At 67.4% G+C, this 14,958-nt stretch carries 12 protein-coding genes; 10 read left to right on the top strand and 2 right to left on the bottom strand.

Annotated features, from left to right (window positions below; genetic code table 11):
- Positions 1 to 430 precede the first annotated feature (430 nt).
- The 4 genes from AB0M14_RS04255 to AB0M14_RS04240 all read left to right on the top strand — a co-directional run bounded on the left by AB0M14_RS04255 (position 431) and on the right by AB0M14_RS04240 (position 5,534).
- Entirely contained in the window at positions 431 to 1,867 is a 1,437-nt protein-coding gene (locus tag AB0M14_RS04255) for an ABC transporter substrate-binding protein (RefSeq protein WP_364988617.1), read from the top strand.
- Between the two features lie 67 nt (positions 1,868 to 1,934).
- Positions 1,935 to 2,861: an ABC transporter permease gene (locus tag AB0M14_RS04250; protein WP_364988615.1), complete on the top strand. Its 927-nt coding sequence runs from the start codon at positions 1,935 to 1,937 to the stop codon at positions 2,859 to 2,861.
- On the top strand, positions 2,854 to 3,813 hold the full coding sequence (locus AB0M14_RS04245; protein WP_364988612.1) for an ABC transporter permease: 960 nt from the start codon (positions 2,854 to 2,856) through the stop codon (positions 3,811 to 3,813). Before AB0M14_RS04250 ends, AB0M14_RS04245 begins: the two co-directional genes overlap by 8 nt.
- An 8-nt stretch (positions 3,814 to 3,821) precedes the next feature.
- Positions 3,822 to 5,534 carry an ABC transporter ATP-binding protein gene (locus AB0M14_RS04240; protein ID WP_364988610.1) on the top strand — a complete coding sequence of 571 codons (1,713 nt, stop codon included), beginning with the start codon at positions 3,822 to 3,824 and terminating at the stop codon, positions 5,532 to 5,534.
- 142 nt (positions 5,535 to 5,676) lie between these two features.
- Here AB0M14_RS04240 and AB0M14_RS04235 read toward each other — a convergent pair whose 3' ends face one another.
- Positions 5,677 to 6,540, bottom strand: a complete 864-nt coding sequence (locus tag AB0M14_RS04235) for an alpha/beta hydrolase (protein ID WP_364988608.1) — start codon at positions 6,538 to 6,540, stop codon at positions 5,677 to 5,679.
- 88 nt (positions 6,541 to 6,628) lie between these two features.
- On the opposite strand from AB0M14_RS04235, the gene AB0M14_RS04230 reads away from it, so the two are divergent.
- The gene (locus tag AB0M14_RS04230) at positions 6,629 to 7,078 is read left to right on the top strand and encodes a MarR family transcriptional regulator (RefSeq protein WP_364988607.1); all 450 of its coding nucleotides are present in this window, start codon (positions 6,629 to 6,631) and stop codon (positions 7,076 to 7,078) included.
- 11 nt (positions 7,079 to 7,089) lie between these two features.
- The gene (locus tag AB0M14_RS04225) at positions 7,090 to 7,839 is read left to right on the top strand and encodes an oxidoreductase (protein ID WP_364988605.1); all 750 of its coding nucleotides are present in this window, start codon (positions 7,090 to 7,092) and stop codon (positions 7,837 to 7,839) included.
- Between the two features lie 509 nt (positions 7,840 to 8,348).
- On the opposite strand, the gene AB0M14_RS04220 is transcribed toward AB0M14_RS04225, so the two are convergent.
- The gene (locus AB0M14_RS04220) at positions 8,349 to 9,152 is read right to left on the bottom strand and encodes an HAD-IB family hydrolase (protein WP_364988603.1); all 804 of its coding nucleotides are present in this window, start codon (positions 9,150 to 9,152) and stop codon (positions 8,349 to 8,351) included.
- 417 nt (positions 9,153 to 9,569) lie between these two features.
- On the opposite strand from AB0M14_RS04220, the gene ssd reads away from it, so the two are divergent.
- From ssd to AB0M14_RS04200, 4 genes are all read left to right on the top strand, one after another.
- The gene (ssd, locus tag AB0M14_RS04215) at positions 9,570 to 10,682 is read left to right on the top strand and encodes a septum site-determining protein Ssd (protein WP_364988601.1); all 1,113 of its coding nucleotides are present in this window, start codon (positions 9,570 to 9,572) and stop codon (positions 10,680 to 10,682) included.
- Between the two features lie 331 nt (positions 10,683 to 11,013).
- Positions 11,014 to 12,198, top strand: a complete 1,185-nt coding sequence (locus AB0M14_RS04210; protein WP_364988598.1) for a TadA family conjugal transfer-associated ATPase — start codon at positions 11,014 to 11,016, stop codon at positions 12,196 to 12,198.
- Positions 12,199 to 13,027: 829 nt separating this feature from the next.
- Positions 13,028 to 13,819, top strand: coding sequence for a type II secretion system F family protein (locus AB0M14_RS04205; protein WP_364988596.1), 792 nt, complete (start codon positions 13,028 to 13,030; stop codon positions 13,817 to 13,819).
- Between the two features lie 512 nt (positions 13,820 to 14,331).
- A complete protein-coding gene (locus tag AB0M14_RS04200; RefSeq protein ID WP_364988594.1) occupies positions 14,332 to 14,949 on the top strand; it encodes a type II secretion system F family protein in 618 nt (205 codons plus the stop codon).
- The last annotated feature ends 9 nt before the right edge of the window (positions 14,950 to 14,958 follow it).

Genomic DNA, 14,958 nt, shown 5'->3' with positions numbered 1-14,958 from the left:
GCTGTGAGGTGAGCCGACCCGCCGTGCCGCGAAAGTCCTCTGGTGGAGGCATAGTTCCGGCGGATGGGCCGTATTCGCGCGATCTTTTCTGTGTAACCAGCAATCCACCGGATTTGTAAATTGTGGAACGAACCTTTGTCGATCCCAGGACAGGACTGTCCAGGATGGTTAACCTCCGATGCATCCTGGGTGGATCGGCCGGGGTGCGTCGGTGCTGGACCGTGCGTGTGCCGCCGTTCCCCTCGCACCGAGATCGGGAGTTGCGTTGAGATTCAACAGAGCAATCGCGCTGACCGCGGCAGCACTGGTGGCCACAAGCCTCGGGTTGACCGCTTGTTCTTCGTCGGACGACAGTGCCGACGCCGGCATCGTGACAGTCAACGGCGGTGAGCCGCAGAACCCCTTGGTGCCTTCAAATACCAACGAGAACATGGGGGGTCGAGTCGTCGACCGGCTCTACGCCGGGCTGAAGTACTACGACGCCAACGGCAAAGCCACCAATGAGATGGCCGAGAAGATCGAGACCACCGATCGCCAGAACTACAAGATCACGATCAAGCCGGACTGGAAGTTCACCGACGGCACCACGGTGAAGGCGAAGAACTTCGTCGACGCTTGGAACTACGGCGCCCTCGGCACCAACGCTCAGCTGCAGAGCTACGTCTACGCCTCGATCGCCGGCTTCGACGAGGTGTCGTCCGATCCGCCGAAAGCGCAGACCATGAAGGGCCTCAAGGTCATCGACGACAAGACCTTCACCGTCGAACTCACCCAGCCCTCCATCGACTTCGAGCTGAGCCTGGGTTACGCGCCCTACTACCCGCTGCCCGATGTCGCGTTCAAGGACATGAAGGCCTTCGGTGAGGCGCCGGTCGGCAACGGCCCGTACAAGTTCAAGACCTGGGAACACAACGTCAAGATCGACCTGGACAAGAACCCGGACTACAAGGGCGGCCGTCCGGCCAAGAACAACGGTCTGCGGTTCGTGCACTACCAGTCCTTCGACACCGCCTACGCCGACCTCCAGGGCGGCAACCTGGACGCGCTCGACACCATTCCGTCCAGCGCGCTGTCGACCTACAAGAACGACCTCGGTGACCGCGCGATCAGCAAGCCGACCGCGCAGAACCAGCACATCGGCATCCAGAGCAGTGTCGCGCACTTCGGCGGCGAAGAAGGCGTGCTGCGCCGCAAGGCCATTTCGATGGCCATCAACCGGGAGCAGATCTGCGACAAGATCTTCCACGGCACCCGCAAGCCCGCGCTCGACTTCACCGCGAGCACCCTGCCCGGCTTCAACGGCAACCTGCCCGGCGTCGAGTCGTTGAAGTACAACCCGGAAGAGGCCAAGAAGGTGTGGGCCCAGGCCAACGCCATCTCGCCCTGGTCGGGCCAGTACCAGTTCTCCTACAACTCCGACGGCGGCCACCAGGAATGGGCCGAGGCCGTGATCAACAGCGTCAAGAACACCCTCGGCATCGATGCCGTCGCCACCCCGTACCCGACCTTCAAGCAGATCCGTGACGAGGTCAACGCCAAGACCATCGGCAAGGCGTTCCGCTACGGCTGGCAGGGCGACTACCCGACCATGCTGCAGTTCCTCACCTCGCAGTACTTCAGCTTCTCCGACACCAACAACGTCGACTACAACAACCCGGAGTTCGACCGGTTGCTCAAGGCCGCGCTCGCCGCGCCGAGCGAGGAAGCGTCCTACAAGCTGGTCGGCGAGGCACAGGCCCTGCTGATCAAGGACGCGGCCGACATTCCGCTCTGGGATTACATCGCCGCCGCGGGAGTTTCGGACCGGGTCAAGGGCGAGCTCGCCTGGAGTGGCCTGTTCGACTTCGAGAACCTCGAACTGAAGTAACCGCCGCGCTGGAGCCGCACCGCCACTATGGGGTGCGGCTCTCGGCCTTTTCCGGAGGAATACAGCTATGGCTTGGTATGTCCTGCGGCGTCTGCTCCAGATGATCCCCGTCTTCCTCGGGGCGACGTTGCTGATCTATGCGATGGTGTTCTTGATCCCGGGCGATCCGATCAAGGCGCTGGCCGGTGAGAAACCACTGACACCGGGTGTCGAGGCCGCCCTGCGGGCGCGCTACAACCTCGACAAACCCTTCCTGATGCAATACCTGTACTACCTGAAGGGCATCGTCACCTTCGATTTCGGAACGGCCTTCTCCGGCCGGCCGGTGCGTGACGAGCTGGCCCGGGCCTTCCCCATCACCATCAAGCTGGCTTTGATGGCGGTCGCCATCGAGGGCATCTTCGGCATCATCTTCGGCCTGGTCTCGGGTCTGCGTAAGGGCAAACTGTTCGACTCGACCATGCTGGTCATCAGTCTGGTGATCATCGCGGTGCCGGTGTTCGTCGTCGGCTTCCTGGCGCAGTTCCTGCTCGGCGTGAAATGGGGAATCGCGCCGGTGACGGTCACCGGCAAGGCCAGCTACGGCGAACTGCTCGTCCCGGCCTTCGTGCTCGGGTCGCTGTCGTTCGCCTATGTGCTGCGGCTGACCCGGAACTCGGTGGCGGAGAACATGACCGCCGACTACGTGCGGACCGCGACCGCCAAGGGCCTGAGCCGGCCGCGGGTCATCACCGTGCATATTCTGCGCAACTCGATGATTCCGGTGATCACCTTTCTGGGCGCCGATCTGGGCGCGCTGATGGGCGGCGCGATCGTCACCGAGGGCATCTTCAACATCCCCGGTGTCGGCGGCACGCTCTATCAGGCCGTCGTGCGCGGTGAACCTCCGACGGTGGTCTCCTTCGTCACCGTGCTCATCGTGATCTTCCTGATCTCGAATCTGTTGATCGACTTGGTCTATGCCGCACTCGACCCGAGGATCCGCTATGCCTGACCTCGACAAGCACAGCGCCGCCGCCCGGCCCGGGCAGGAGTACTACGTCGCGCCGCCCGACGAGGTGGAGGTGCTCGCCACCGACAAGGTCGTCGAGACCGGCGCCCCGACCAGCATCTGGACCGAAGCGTGGCGGCAGCTGCGGCGCAACCCGATCTTCGTGGTCGCCATGCTGATGATCATCTTCGTGATGATCGTGGTGTTCTTCCCTTCGCTGTTCACCAGCCAGGATCCGCAGTACTGCGACGGTGCGTTCAGCATGTCGCCACGCAGTTCCGGGCATCCGTTCGGCTTCGACAAGCAGGGCTGCGACATCTACGCCCGCACCGTCTACGGCGCCCGGGCTTCGGTCCAGGCCGGCGTCGGTTCGGCGATGCTGTTCCTGCTGATCGGCGGCACCCTCGGCGCGTTGGCCGGCTTCTACGGCGGCCTGCTCGATTCCATCGTCTCCCGGGTGGGCGAGGTCTTCTACGCGATCCCGCTGATGCTGGCCGCGATCGTGCTGATGCAGCTGCTGGATCAGCGCACGATCTTCACCGTCATCGCCATCCTGGCGTTGTTCACCTGGCCGCAGGCGGCACGGATCGCCCGCAGCGCGGTGATCGAGGCCAGGAACAGCGAATATGTCACGGCGGCAAAGGCGTTGGGGGTTTCCAGATTCCGGACCCTGCTCCGGCACGTGGTGCCCAACGCGGCCGGTCCGCTGATCGTGGTGACCACGATCTGGCTCGGCGTCTTCATCGTCACCGAGGCGACGCTGTCCTTCCTCGGTGTCGGCCTGCCGCGCACGATCGTGTCCTGGGGCTCCGATATCGCCCAAGCGCGCATCGAGATTCGCACCTCGCCGATCCTGTTCTATCCCGCGACCGCGCTCGCGTTGACCGTGCTGAGCTTCATCATGCTCGGTGACGCCGTGCGCGACGCACTCGATCCGAAAGCCAGGAAGAGGTGACCGCGGCGATGGAGCCACTGCTCGACATCAAGGACCTCAACGTCTGTTTCACCTCCGAGGGCAAGCAGATCCCCGCCGTGCGCGGGGTCAGCCTGGCGGTGTACCCGGGGCAGACGGTGGCGATCGTCGGCGAGTCCGGTTCCGGCAAATCGACGACCGCGCACGCGATCATCGATCTGCTGCCCGGCAGCGGCAAAGTCACCTCCGGGCAGATCACGTTCGACGGCAAGGACCTCACCGCCGCCTCGTCGAAAGACATTGTGGCCGTGCGTGGTACGGGTATCGGACTGGTGCCGCAGGACCCTATGTCGAACCTGAACCCGGTCTGGAAGATCGGGTTCCAGATCAAGGAAACCCTGGAGGCCAACGGGATCGCGAAAGGCAAGGAGGCCACCAAGCGGGCCGCCGAACTGCTCGAGGAAGCGGGCATGTCCGACGCCGAGCGCCGGCTGAACCAGTACCCGCACGAGTTCTCCGGCGGTATGCGCCAGCGCGCGCTCATCGCCATCGGACTGTCCTGCCGGCCCAAGCTGCTGATCGCCGACGAGCCGACCTCCGCGCTCGACGTCACCGTGCAGCGGCAGATCCTGGACCATCTCGACGGACTGACCAGCGAACTCGGTACCGCGGTGCTGCTGATCACGCACGATCTCGGCCTCGCCGCCGAACGCGCCGAGCACTTGGTGGTGATGTATCGCGGCCGGGTGGTGGAGTCCGGTCCGGCATTGCAGATCCTGCGTAACCCGCAGCACCTGTACACCAAGAAGCTGGTCAACTCGGCGCCTTCGCTGGCCTCGCAACGGCTTTCGGCGGTCCGCAAGCGCGCCGAGATCCGCGAGCAGGCGGTGGAGGTGGCCGAGCAGGTGGCCGAACAGGTGCTGGCCGAGACTGTGGCATCGAAGGACGCGGCGGTCGCCGCGGTCACCGACGACGTGGTGATCGCGGAAAACCTCACCAAGGTGTTCAAGATCCGGGGCAGCACGCCGTGGAAGTCGACCGACTTCACCGCCGTCGACCAGGTGTCCTTCCGGCTCAAGCGCGGCACGACCACCGCGATCGTCGGCGAATCCGGTTCGGGCAAGTCCACCGTCACCCAGATGGTGCTCGGCCTGCTCGAACCCACCTCGGGTTCGGTCACCTTCGACGGTCGCGAGGTCGCCAAGCTGAACAGCAAGGAGGCTTTCGCGTTCCGGCGCCGGGTACAGCCGATCTTCCAGGACCCCTACGGATCCCTGGACCCGATGTACTCGATCTACCGGACCATCGAGGAGCCGCTGCGCACCCACAAGATCGGTACGGCCAAGGAACGCGAGGCCACCGTCCGCGACCTGCTGGACAAGGTGTCGCTGCCGGCCACGGTGATGCGCCGCTATCCGAACGAGCTGTCCGGTGGACAGCGTCAGCGCGTCGCCATCGCGCGGGCGCTGGCGCTCAGCCCGGAGGTCGTGATCTGTGACGAGGCGGTCTCGGCCCTGGACGTGCTGGTGCAGGCCCAGATCCTGAACCTGCTCAACGATCTCCAGGCAGAACTGGGCCTGTCCTACCTGTTCGTCACCCACGATCTGGCCGTGGTTCGCCAGATCGCGGACGACGTGCTGGTCATGCAGAAGGGCGCGGTCGTCGAATCCGCCTCCACGGCAGAGGTATTCGACAATCCGCAAACCGAATACACCCGGCGGCTGCTGGACGCGATCCCCGGACGGGAGCTGCTCACCACTTGAGTCGAGGGGTTCGATGCGGCACCGGGGGCACTTCGCTCCCGGTGCCGCACTGCTTCGAGCTTGCCTCGCTGCGCCCGGCGCTCACCCTGAGGTGCTGGGATTGCGGTTCGCCCTGGCGGCGTCGGAATTGACGCGGGGTCTGTTATGTCGTGTGGGTTAGAAGATCTGAGATCACGGTATCCCAGGTGTGGGGTGGGAAGACTTCGTGGCCGGTGTGGGGGAGTGGGCGGAATTGGGCGTTCGGGATCTCCCTGGCCAGGATTCGGCCGTGGTCGAGCGGGAACAAGGGGTCCTCGTCGCCGTGGTATACGAGCGTTGGTACGGCGATGTCGCCCAGCCGGTTTCGCCACGGCGCACCCGCGTCCAGCAGGTACGGGTTGGTGAGCTGGGCGGCGATGTTCGCTGCGCGGTGTACCACCTTTGCCGCTGATTCTTGTTGTGCCGCAAGGTCGAATGGGCGCGAGGCGGCGGCGAAGGGGCGCAGGGACTCGGCGAGGTAGTCGGTGACCGCCGCCAGGTCCGTCCAGTCCGGTTCCGGTGCGGCTCCTTCGAAGAATTGGGCCAGCTCCGCGGACATCGCCGGGAGATCCGCGTATTGGTGCCCCGGGCCGCCGGGCGTGCCGGAGGCGACCGTGAGCGAGGCGACCAGTTGCGGATGGTCGAGCGCGACGAGCTGTGCCACGGCGGAACCCTGCGACATTCCGACCAAATGAACGCGCTCGAGCCCGAGCGCGATGATCAAACCGGCCGCGTCGGCGACCAGATCTGCCAGACCGTAGGGCGGTGCGCCCACCGGGAAGGTGGTAGATCGGCCTGCGTCTCGGCTGTCGTAGCGCACGACGTAGCGGCCACCCGCCGCGAGTCGGGCTACGAACTCGGCGTCCCAGGCCAGCATCGACTCGCCCGCGCCGTGGATCAGCAGGACTGCTTGATCGGCCGGGTTGCCGAAAGCCTCAGTGCACAGGTCGATTCCGTTGACGGCGATGGTTCGTGCGGTGCTGCCCATGAGCTCCAACTCCTCAGTTCGTTACATGTAACGCAGAATCTAGCCGAAGATTCGTTACATGTAAATAGAATCCGCTAAGCTGGGGTGCATGGTCGAGTCATTGCAGGCGTGGACCGCCTACCGCCGGCTGCGCGAACTGGTGGACGCGGAGGTCGCGCGCGAGCTGGAGCGCAGCGCGGGGCTGTCGATGCCCGATTACGAGATCCTCGCGACACTGGTCGAGCTCACCTCGCCCGACGACTGCATTCGCGTGCGTGGCCTGGCCGAACGGATGCTCTGGCCGCACAGCCGGTTGTCCCGGCAGCTCGGGCGAATGGAGCAGCGCGGGCTGATCGCCCGCGAAGCGTGCGAACGCGACGGCCGCGGTGACGATGTGGTACTCACCGACGCGGGCCGCCAGGCGCACGCGGACGCCGCTCCGGGGCATCACGCCGTCATCCGGGCGCGCTTCACCGATCTGCTCTCCGAGCGGCAGTTGCAGAGCCTGATCGCGATCGAACGGCAGATCGCCGCGGGGCACGTCGCGGCGCCCCGCTAGCCTCGTATCTCGTGACCGACCCGCTACAGCCACTCGTCGACCTGCCCGGTGTCCGCGACGCCGCCGATCGCGCGCGCGACGCGCTCGCGGCCGTGCACCGGCACAAGGCGAACCGGCGGGGCTGGCCGACCACGGCCGCCGAGGCCGCGGTGCGGGCGGCGCGGTCGTCCGCGGCGATCGACGGCGGCAGCACCGGCCTGCCGTCGGTGGACGGGGTGGTCGAGGATCCGATCCTGGCGGGCTCGCTGCGGGTCGGCCAAGCTCTCGACGCGGACGCGCTCCGCAATCTCGCGGGGACCTGGCAGCGCGCTCCGCTCCAGGCGCTGGCGCGGCTGCATCTGCTGGCCGCCGCCGACCTGGTGTCGGACGAGACCTTGCTCGGCCGCCCGCGCACCGCGCCCGGTGTCGCCGAACGCCTGGATCTGCTGGCGCAGACCGTGCAGGCGACGCGAGCGCCCGCGCCGGTCATCGCGGCCGTCGTGCACGGTGAACTGCTTGCCTTGCAGCCGTTCGGAACCGCCGATGGGGTGGTCGCGCGTGCGGCCTCGCGTCTGGTCACTGTGTCCAGCGGGCTTGACCCGCACAGTCTCGGCGTGCCCGAAGTGTTCTGGTTGCGCCGCCGCCAGGCCTACCTGGATGCCGCGGCCGCGTTCAGCACCGGGGATGCGGATGCGGTGGGCGGCTGGGTGATTCTGTGCTGCGCGGCGCTGGAGGACGGGGCGCGGGAAGCGGCCTCGATCGCCGATTCGGCAGTGGGCTAGACGGCCCGGCACATCAAAGCGGGCGGCGTAGCCGCTTGTGCGACTTCACCGCCCGCGAAGCACGGACTACCCGGTTACCAAGCGTGCTGTGTGGGTTGTGTTCGGCGGCCTCGGCGAGGAATCGGACTCCTACGGTTCATCCCCGCAACCTGTGCGAGGCTCTCGCCGTAACAAACCGAATCTCGCAGGCCCACAACGCTTCTGCCCTTGTCGCGGCGCGCTCCGCGTGGGTGCCTGGTGTCCGTGCTGGGAAGGGTGGGATGGGAGACTGAATCTTCTCTTCCGATTCCGCCCAGGCCTTCCGTCCTTCCTTAGCTACCTTTTTACCACTGTGACCGGCGCCACTCAAGGGCTGGAAGGGCTGGAGATTACCGGCGTGTCCATCGGCGTTTCGTGGTTAAATGCCTGGTCGCCCCGGAGCCGGGGTGTGGCCAGCAAACGCTTCCGCTAGCACTCGGCTGCACCGTCTAACAGCACTGTGCCGCCCGGGGTGCCAAGCCAGTTAAGGATCAGCGGCGCTTGCGCAGCAGCCGGTAGGAGATCGCGCCGGCCACCACCGCACTCACTCCGACGGCCGCCGTGGCGGCAAGGGTGGTCGACGACGGGGCCTGGAATCTGGCCCACAGCGACACCGGATTGGAGAAGGTGAGCACCGGCCAGTTCCGCGCCACCGCCTCCCGGCGCAGGTTCCGATCCGGGTTCACCGCCGTCGGATGGCCGACCGCCTGCAGCATCGGCAGATCGGTCACCGAGTCGGAATAGGCGTAGCACCGCGACAGGTCGTAACCCTCACTGGCGGCGAGCTTTTCGATCGCCTGGACCTTGCCCTCCCCGTAGCAGTAGAAGTCGACCTCGCCGGTGTACTTGCCGTCCGCCACGGCCATCCGGGTGGCGGCGGTGTGCGAGGCGCCCAGCACTTCCGCGATCGGGGCGACGATCTCCGCGCCCGAGGCCGACACGATCACCACGTCGTGGCCCCGAATCTTGTGGTCCGCAATAAGATCCGCGGCCTCGGCGTAGATCAGCGGATCGACGAGCTCGTGAAGTGTCTCCGCCACAATGGATTTCACCTGCTCGACGTCCCAGCCCGCGCACATCTTGGTGAGGTGCTCGCGCATCCGCTCCATCTGATCGTGGTCGGCGCCGGAGAGCAGGAACATGAAGTGGGCGTAGCTGCTCTCCAGGACCGCGCGGCGGTTGAGCAGGCCCTGAGCGAAGAAGGGCTTACTGAAGACGAAGGTGCTCGACTTGGCGATCACCGTCTTGTCGAGATCGAAGAAAGCGGCCACGCGTTGATCACCGTCGTCTGTCACTCGTTCAGAATAGGGCCGCCGCGGCCGGACTTGGGGAACGACGGTCCGCCGGTGCGCGAACGAGCGCGGGTCGTGCAACGATCGATCGTCTCCGCGCACCTGGTGGCGCGAGGTTTGCCCGGAAGACGCCGGGCCGCTGACGAGCACAAATTTCTCGAACCACGGACTTGCGTTCTTGCCAGGGCTTGGGTGTAGTATTGCTGACACCTGGACATAGTCCAGGCGCGTTCAGCCCGACCCCCCGGGGCTGAACCCGACGGCCCCAGCCTCCTCCCCCCCCGGCTGGGGCCGTCCTCTATTTTCAGGACGGCCCTGCTCTGCGCAGGGCGAAAAGAAAAGTTATCCACACCCCGCGAGTTATCCACATTCGGTATAACGGGTCTTCCGCTCACCTGCGCGGTGCACGACGCTCACCGCATGGAACTCGAAGCAGCGCAGGTGATCGCGGCTCCACCGGCCCTCGTGCTCATTCACGACGGCCGCCTCCGTGACGAAGTCCGCCGCATCGCCGCCGCCGCGGAACGCGGCCTGGACGAACGCGGGCTTCCCATCGGCCGGCACAGCTGGGCCGCGGCGCCGCTCGTCATCCTCGACACCGCTGCCAGCGCCGCCTGTGCGGAAGCCGGATATCTGCGCCGGATCGGCGTCGTCCTGGTCACCGACGGTGCGCCCGGACTGCCCGATTGGCAGGCCGCCGCGGCGGTCGGCGCCGACCTCGTCATCGCGCTGCCGGGTGCCGCCGAACGGCTTATCGAGAAGTTTGCTGAGCACGCCGAGTACCGCCATGGCGACGGTGTGGTTATCGCTGTCGCCGGTGCGGGCGGCGGCGCCGGCGCCTCCACCCTGGCCGCCGCCACCGCGCTGCGTTCGGCCGCACGACGGTTCCGTTCCGACACCGTCCTGGTCGACGCCGCACCCCTCGGCGGTGGTCTCGACCTGCTGCTCGGCCTCGAGAACAGCACCGGCCCGCGCTGGTCCGACCTGGTCGTCGAAGACGGCCGCATCTCCGCCGCCGCCCTGCACGCCGCCCTCCCCGCCGCCGCCCCCGGCCTGTCCGTCCTGTCCTGTGGGCGTGGTGGTGCCGGTCGATTGCCCACCGAAATAACCCCCGCCGCCATCCATGCCGTAATCGAAGCCGGAAGGGCCGCAGGCGATCTCGTGATCTGCGACCTCCCCACCGGTCCCGCCCCGCACACCGAATCCATCCTCGACTCCGCCGACCTGGTCGTCCTCGTCGTCCCCGCCCGCCTCCGCGCCCTAGCCGCCGCCGAATCCGTAACCACCTACATAGCCGCCCGAAACCCTAACCAGGGCTTGATAGTTCGCGGCCCCGCCCCAGGCGGCCTAACCGCCCCCGAAATAGCCGAAGTTCTCGACCTCCCCCTCCTCGCCGCCGTCCGCCCCCAACCCGGCCTCGCCACCCGCCTGGAACGCGGCGGACTGACCCTGCCCCGCCGCGGCCCCCTCCTGACCGCCGCCGACGCGGTCTTGTCGGTCCTGAGTTCGCCTGTGACACAGGGTGTTCGGTGAACAATCTGACATCTGAGATATCTACGACGAACTTGTTCCAGCACGCGGACCGCGGGGCATGCAGCCGACGGATGCTGGACCGCGGGATTCGGATCCAGCGCACGCCCGATCGCCGAGTGCGTGGCGCTGGAAGGTTGTGTGGTCTGCGTGAGCCGGGTGTCCAGGTGTGCGGTGCCGGGAGGCGATGTGGTCTCCGTGGGCAGGGGCGTCGGGTGTGTGGTGACGGCTCGGTTTGTGCGGCCGCCGTCACCACTTTCTGTTCAGCACCTGGCTCGATGCCTGTGCGGCGGTCGGATGGGGCGGATCGATTGTGCGCACAGGCAGGTGCGCGATGAGCGCGTTGGTGACTGCGGAGCTGTTGGATCGCGTGCGGGAACGGCTGGCGGGGCACGGTGATCCGGAGCCGGCGCAGGTCGCGGCGGCAATCCGGGCCGAAGCCGGTGCGGTGCTGGGCGATACCGATCTGCTCAGGGCATTGCGGCTGTTGCAGACGGAATTGACGGGTGCCGGGGTGCTCGAACCGCTGCTGCATGACCCCCGGGTCGCCGATGTGCTGGTTACCGCACCGGATGCGGTGTGGGTGGATCGCGGTCGCGGGCTGGAACAGACCTCGATCACCTTTCCGGACGAAGCCGCCGTGCGCAGGCTCGCGCAGCGCCTGGCCTTGTCGGCGGGCCGCCGCCTCGACGACGCACAGCCGTGGGTCGATGGCAAACTGGCGGGAAGCGAAGCAGCACTGGGTGATTCATTCGGCGTCCGCCTGCACGCGGTCCTCGCTCCGATCGCCCACGGCGGCACCTGCCTGTCGCTGCGTATCCTCCGCCCGGCTACCCAGGGCCTGGATGCGCTCGCAGCCTCCGGAGCGGTACCTGCGGACGCGAAGATGCTGTTGGAGAGCATCATTCGCGCCCGCCTGGCCTTCCTGGTGGTAGGCGGTACAGGCGCAGGCAAAACAACACTGTTGTCCGGCTTGCTCGCCAAAGTCGACCCCCGCGAACGCATTATCTGCGTGGAAGACGCCGCCGAACTGGCTCCACCCCACCCGCACGTGGTCCGCCTGGTCGCCCGCACCGCCAACGTCGAAGGCGTCGGCGCGGTAACCGTCCGCGACCTCGTCCGCCAAGCACTCCGCATGCGCCCCGACCGAATCGTCGTAGGCGAAGTCCGCGGCGCCGAGGTAGTAGACCTCCTGACCGCCCTCAACACCGGCCACGACGGCGGTGCGGGCACCGTCCACGCCAATTCCCCTCGAGAAGTCCCCGCCCGCCTGGAAGCCCTCGCCGCCCTGGGCGGCATGGACCGCTCAGCCCTGCACAGCCAACTGGCCGCCGCAGTTCAGGTAATCCTCCACGTCCACCGCCGCTCCAACGGCACCCGAGGCCTACGCGAAATCGGCCTCGTCCAACGCACCCCCACCGGCCAAGTCCAAATAACCCCAGCCTGGACCCAATCCAACACCCCCACCCCAGCCGCCGAAGCCCTCTCCCACCTCCTCTCCGAACGGCTCGAACCATGACGCACCCACCACCCACGGCAACACCGGCTGGCTCGGCGGAGGTTCGCGACCTCGCCCAGGCGTGGCCGCCCACGTCCACTGCTACACCTGATGGCTCGGCCGGTGCCCGGGACATCGCCTACCTCGCCCTGGCGTGGGAGCCCGCGCCCACTGTTGTTCCTGATGGCTCGGCGGAGGTTCGCGAAATTGCCTACGTCGCCCTCGAGCCCACGCCCGCTGCTACACGTGATGGCTCGGCCGCCGCCCGGGACGTCACCTACCTCGCCCTTGCGGTTCGCGAAATTGCCTACGTCGCCCTCGAACCCACGCCCGCCGCTACACCTGATGGCTCGGCGGAGGTTCGCGACTTTTCCTACCTCGCCCTCAAGTGGTGTGCCACGCCCGCTGCTATTTCTGATGGTTTGGCCGAGGCCCAGGGTATTGCCTACCTCGTCTTGGCGTGGCCGCCCGGGCCCACTGCTGTACCTGATGGTTGGGCCGGGGCCCGGGGCATCGCTCATCTCGTCTTGGCGTGGCCGCCCGTGCCCACTGCTGTACCTGATGGTTTGGCCGAGGCCCGGGGTATTGCCTACCTCGCCCTGGCGTGGCCGCCGGCGCCCGCTCTCATTCCTGATGGCTCGGCGGAGGTTCGCAACTTTTCCTACCTCGCCCTCGCGCGGCTGGCCACGCCTGGTGTCCGCTCAGCGGACCAAACGGCCTCGCCTACGCGAAAGGCGCTGCGCCACAGAGCAGCTGGTCGGATTTCTGTTCGAGTGCCAGCGATGTTGAGTGGCCACGTGATGTCGGTGCTGCGCGATAGGGCTATGTCGCCGTGGGGAGGGGTGATCCGATGATCATCGCGTGCGTCTGCCTCGTAATGGCGTTGCTTGCGGTGCCGGTGCCGGCCGCGCGGCGCAGGTTCGGTGAGTTGTTCGGCACGTCCGAGGGGAAGCGAAAGGCCCTGCCGCGCATGCTATTTCTTGTGCCGGTCGGGGCGGGAATCGCGGCGGTTGTGATGGTGGGTGTCGGGCCGCTTGCCGCGGTGGTGCTTGTGGTTGGCACTGTGGTTGTTCGGGTGAGCCGGCTTCGCTGGGATCGGCAGCGTGCGGTGGAGAACGCGAACCTGCTGGATGCTCTCGAGGTTGTGATCGCCGAGTTGCGGGTCGGGGCGCACCCGAGTTCGGCCGCTGAGGTCGCCGCTCGCGAATCGCGTGGGCTGGCTGCTGACGCCTTCGCCATCAGTGCCGCACGTAGCCGGCTGGGCGGCTCCGGGGCCACCGCGCTGCAGCAGCCGACCACGGTCATTGCCGCTGAGCTGGGCCGTGTTGCCACAGCTTGGCAGGTGGCCGAACAACATGGGTTGGCCTTGGCCGAGCTTCTTTCCGCCGCTCGGACAGACCTTCTGGCCCGCACCCGCTTTCGCAGCCGGACCACCGCCGCGCTGGCCGGCGCTCGCGCCACAGCCACTGTCCTCGCTTACCTTCCGTTGCTCGGCATAGCGCTCGGCCAACTGATGGGCGCCGCCCCACTGACCACCCTCTTCGCCACCCCCGCCGGCACCCTGCTGCTCCCACTGGGTACCGGTCTGGCCTGCGCCGGTGTCCTGTGGACCGACGCCATCACCCGCAAGGTCCTGACATGACCAACCTGGGGATGCCTGTGCGCAATTCGGGTTCGCCGTCGCTGCGGAACCCCAGCTCGCCCGAGCGTTCCACCACGATAGTTCTTGGGGCGGTATCCCCAGCCATGGCGCGACAGCCGACATTCCGGCCCACCGGAACTGGAAGCCGCAGCGCGCCCCCACCGCGACGACCGCGGCAGGAGCGAACTCTTGGTGCGGACTTTGCCGGCGTCGGTTGGGGAGCGGTGTGCACCGGGCAGGTTGGGGATGGGTGTGCACAAGTTCCGCACCTCGGAATTCCGAGCCACAGGTCCGGTGGCGCTTGGATTCTGGGCCTGCCTTGCCCGGTCGCCGGCGTATGTGGTCTGGCGCGAGTGTCGTTCGCGAGGACATTGTGCGCCAGCGGGTTCGGATGCTGGATCGGCGGGCCGTTCACCCTGGCTGGCCGGTGGTCTGGGGTTGTGGATGATGCAGCCGGCCGGCAGGTCTGGAGGCACGTACTCGATGGACGGGAACAACGAAAGGAGTTGGGGATGGCCGGGGTTGGGGTGGCGTCGGTGTTGATGGTTGCCAGCGCGTTGGTGCTGTTGCCGGGGCGGGTCGCGGTGGCGCGGCGGCTGCGAGCGGTGTGGGGCGGCGCGGCTGAGCCGATGGCGGGCAAGGGGATTCGGGGGAGCGGGGTGGATCCGCTGGCGGTGGCTTCGGTGTTCGATCTGCTGGCGGCGTGCCTGCGGGCGGGACTGCCGATGGCGGGGGCGGCGCGGGCAGTGGCGGGGAGTGCGCCGGAGGTGCTGGGGGTGGCGTTGGGGCGTGCGGCGGATCTGCTGGTGCTGGGGGCGGATGCGGGGGTGGCCTGGGAGCGGGCGGTGCGGGAGGTGGCGGGGCGGGACGGCGCCGAGGAGGTGGAGGCGTTGGCGCGGATGGCACGGCGGTCGGCGCGGTCGGGGGCCTCGCTGGCGGTCGCGGTGGGGGAGTTGGCCGAGCAGCATCGGGGGGCGCTGGAGGACGCGGCGGCGGCCCGGGCGGAGCGGGCGGGGGTGTTGATCAGTGGTCCGCTCGGGTTGTGCTTCCTGCCCGCGTTTTTGTGCCTGGGCATCGTGCCGGTGGTGATCGGGCTGGCCGGGCGGGTCCTCGGGGACGGGCTGCTGTGACGGCGAAGA

The organism is Nocardia sp. NPDC051832, from assembly GCF_040681285.1.
Classification (GTDB): Bacteria; Actinomycetota; Actinomycetes; order Mycobacteriales; family Mycobacteriaceae; genus Nocardia.
Note: the sequence above shows the minus strand (reverse complement) of the source record. Positions and strands in the feature narration are given on the sequence as shown.

Excerpts from the sequence above, each read along its gene's own strand:
- AB0M14_RS04255 (WP_364988617.1), top strand. The coding sequence starts at position 431 with ATGGGGGGTCGAGTCGTCGACCGGCTCTACGCCGGGCTGAAGTACTAC.
- AB0M14_RS04250 (WP_364988615.1), top strand. The coding sequence starts at position 1,935 with ATGGCTTGGTATGTCCTGCGGCGTCTGCTCCAGATGATCCCCGTCTTC.
- AB0M14_RS04245 (WP_364988612.1), top strand. The coding sequence starts at position 2,854 with ATGCCTGACCTCGACAAGCACAGCGCCGCCGCCCGGCCCGGGCAGGAG.
- AB0M14_RS04240 (WP_364988610.1), top strand. The coding sequence starts at position 3,822 with ATGGAGCCACTGCTCGACATCAAGGACCTCAACGTCTGTTTCACCTCC.
- AB0M14_RS04235 (WP_364988608.1), bottom strand. The coding sequence starts at position 6,540 with ATGGGCAGCACCGCACGAACCATCGCCGTCAACGGAATCGACCTGTGC.
- AB0M14_RS04230 (WP_364988607.1), top strand. The coding sequence starts at position 6,629 with ATGGTCGAGTCATTGCAGGCGTGGACCGCCTACCGCCGGCTGCGCGAA.
- ssd (WP_364988601.1), top strand. The coding sequence starts at position 9,570 with ATGGAACTCGAAGCAGCGCAGGTGATCGCGGCTCCACCGGCCCTCGTG.
- AB0M14_RS04210 (WP_364988598.1), top strand. The coding sequence starts at position 11,014 with ATGAGCGCGTTGGTGACTGCGGAGCTGTTGGATCGCGTGCGGGAACGG.
- AB0M14_RS04205 (WP_364988596.1), top strand. The coding sequence starts at position 13,028 with ATGATCATCGCGTGCGTCTGCCTCGTAATGGCGTTGCTTGCGGTGCCG.
- AB0M14_RS04200 (WP_364988594.1), top strand. The coding sequence starts at position 14,332 with ATGGCCGGGGTTGGGGTGGCGTCGGTGTTGATGGTTGCCAGCGCGTTG.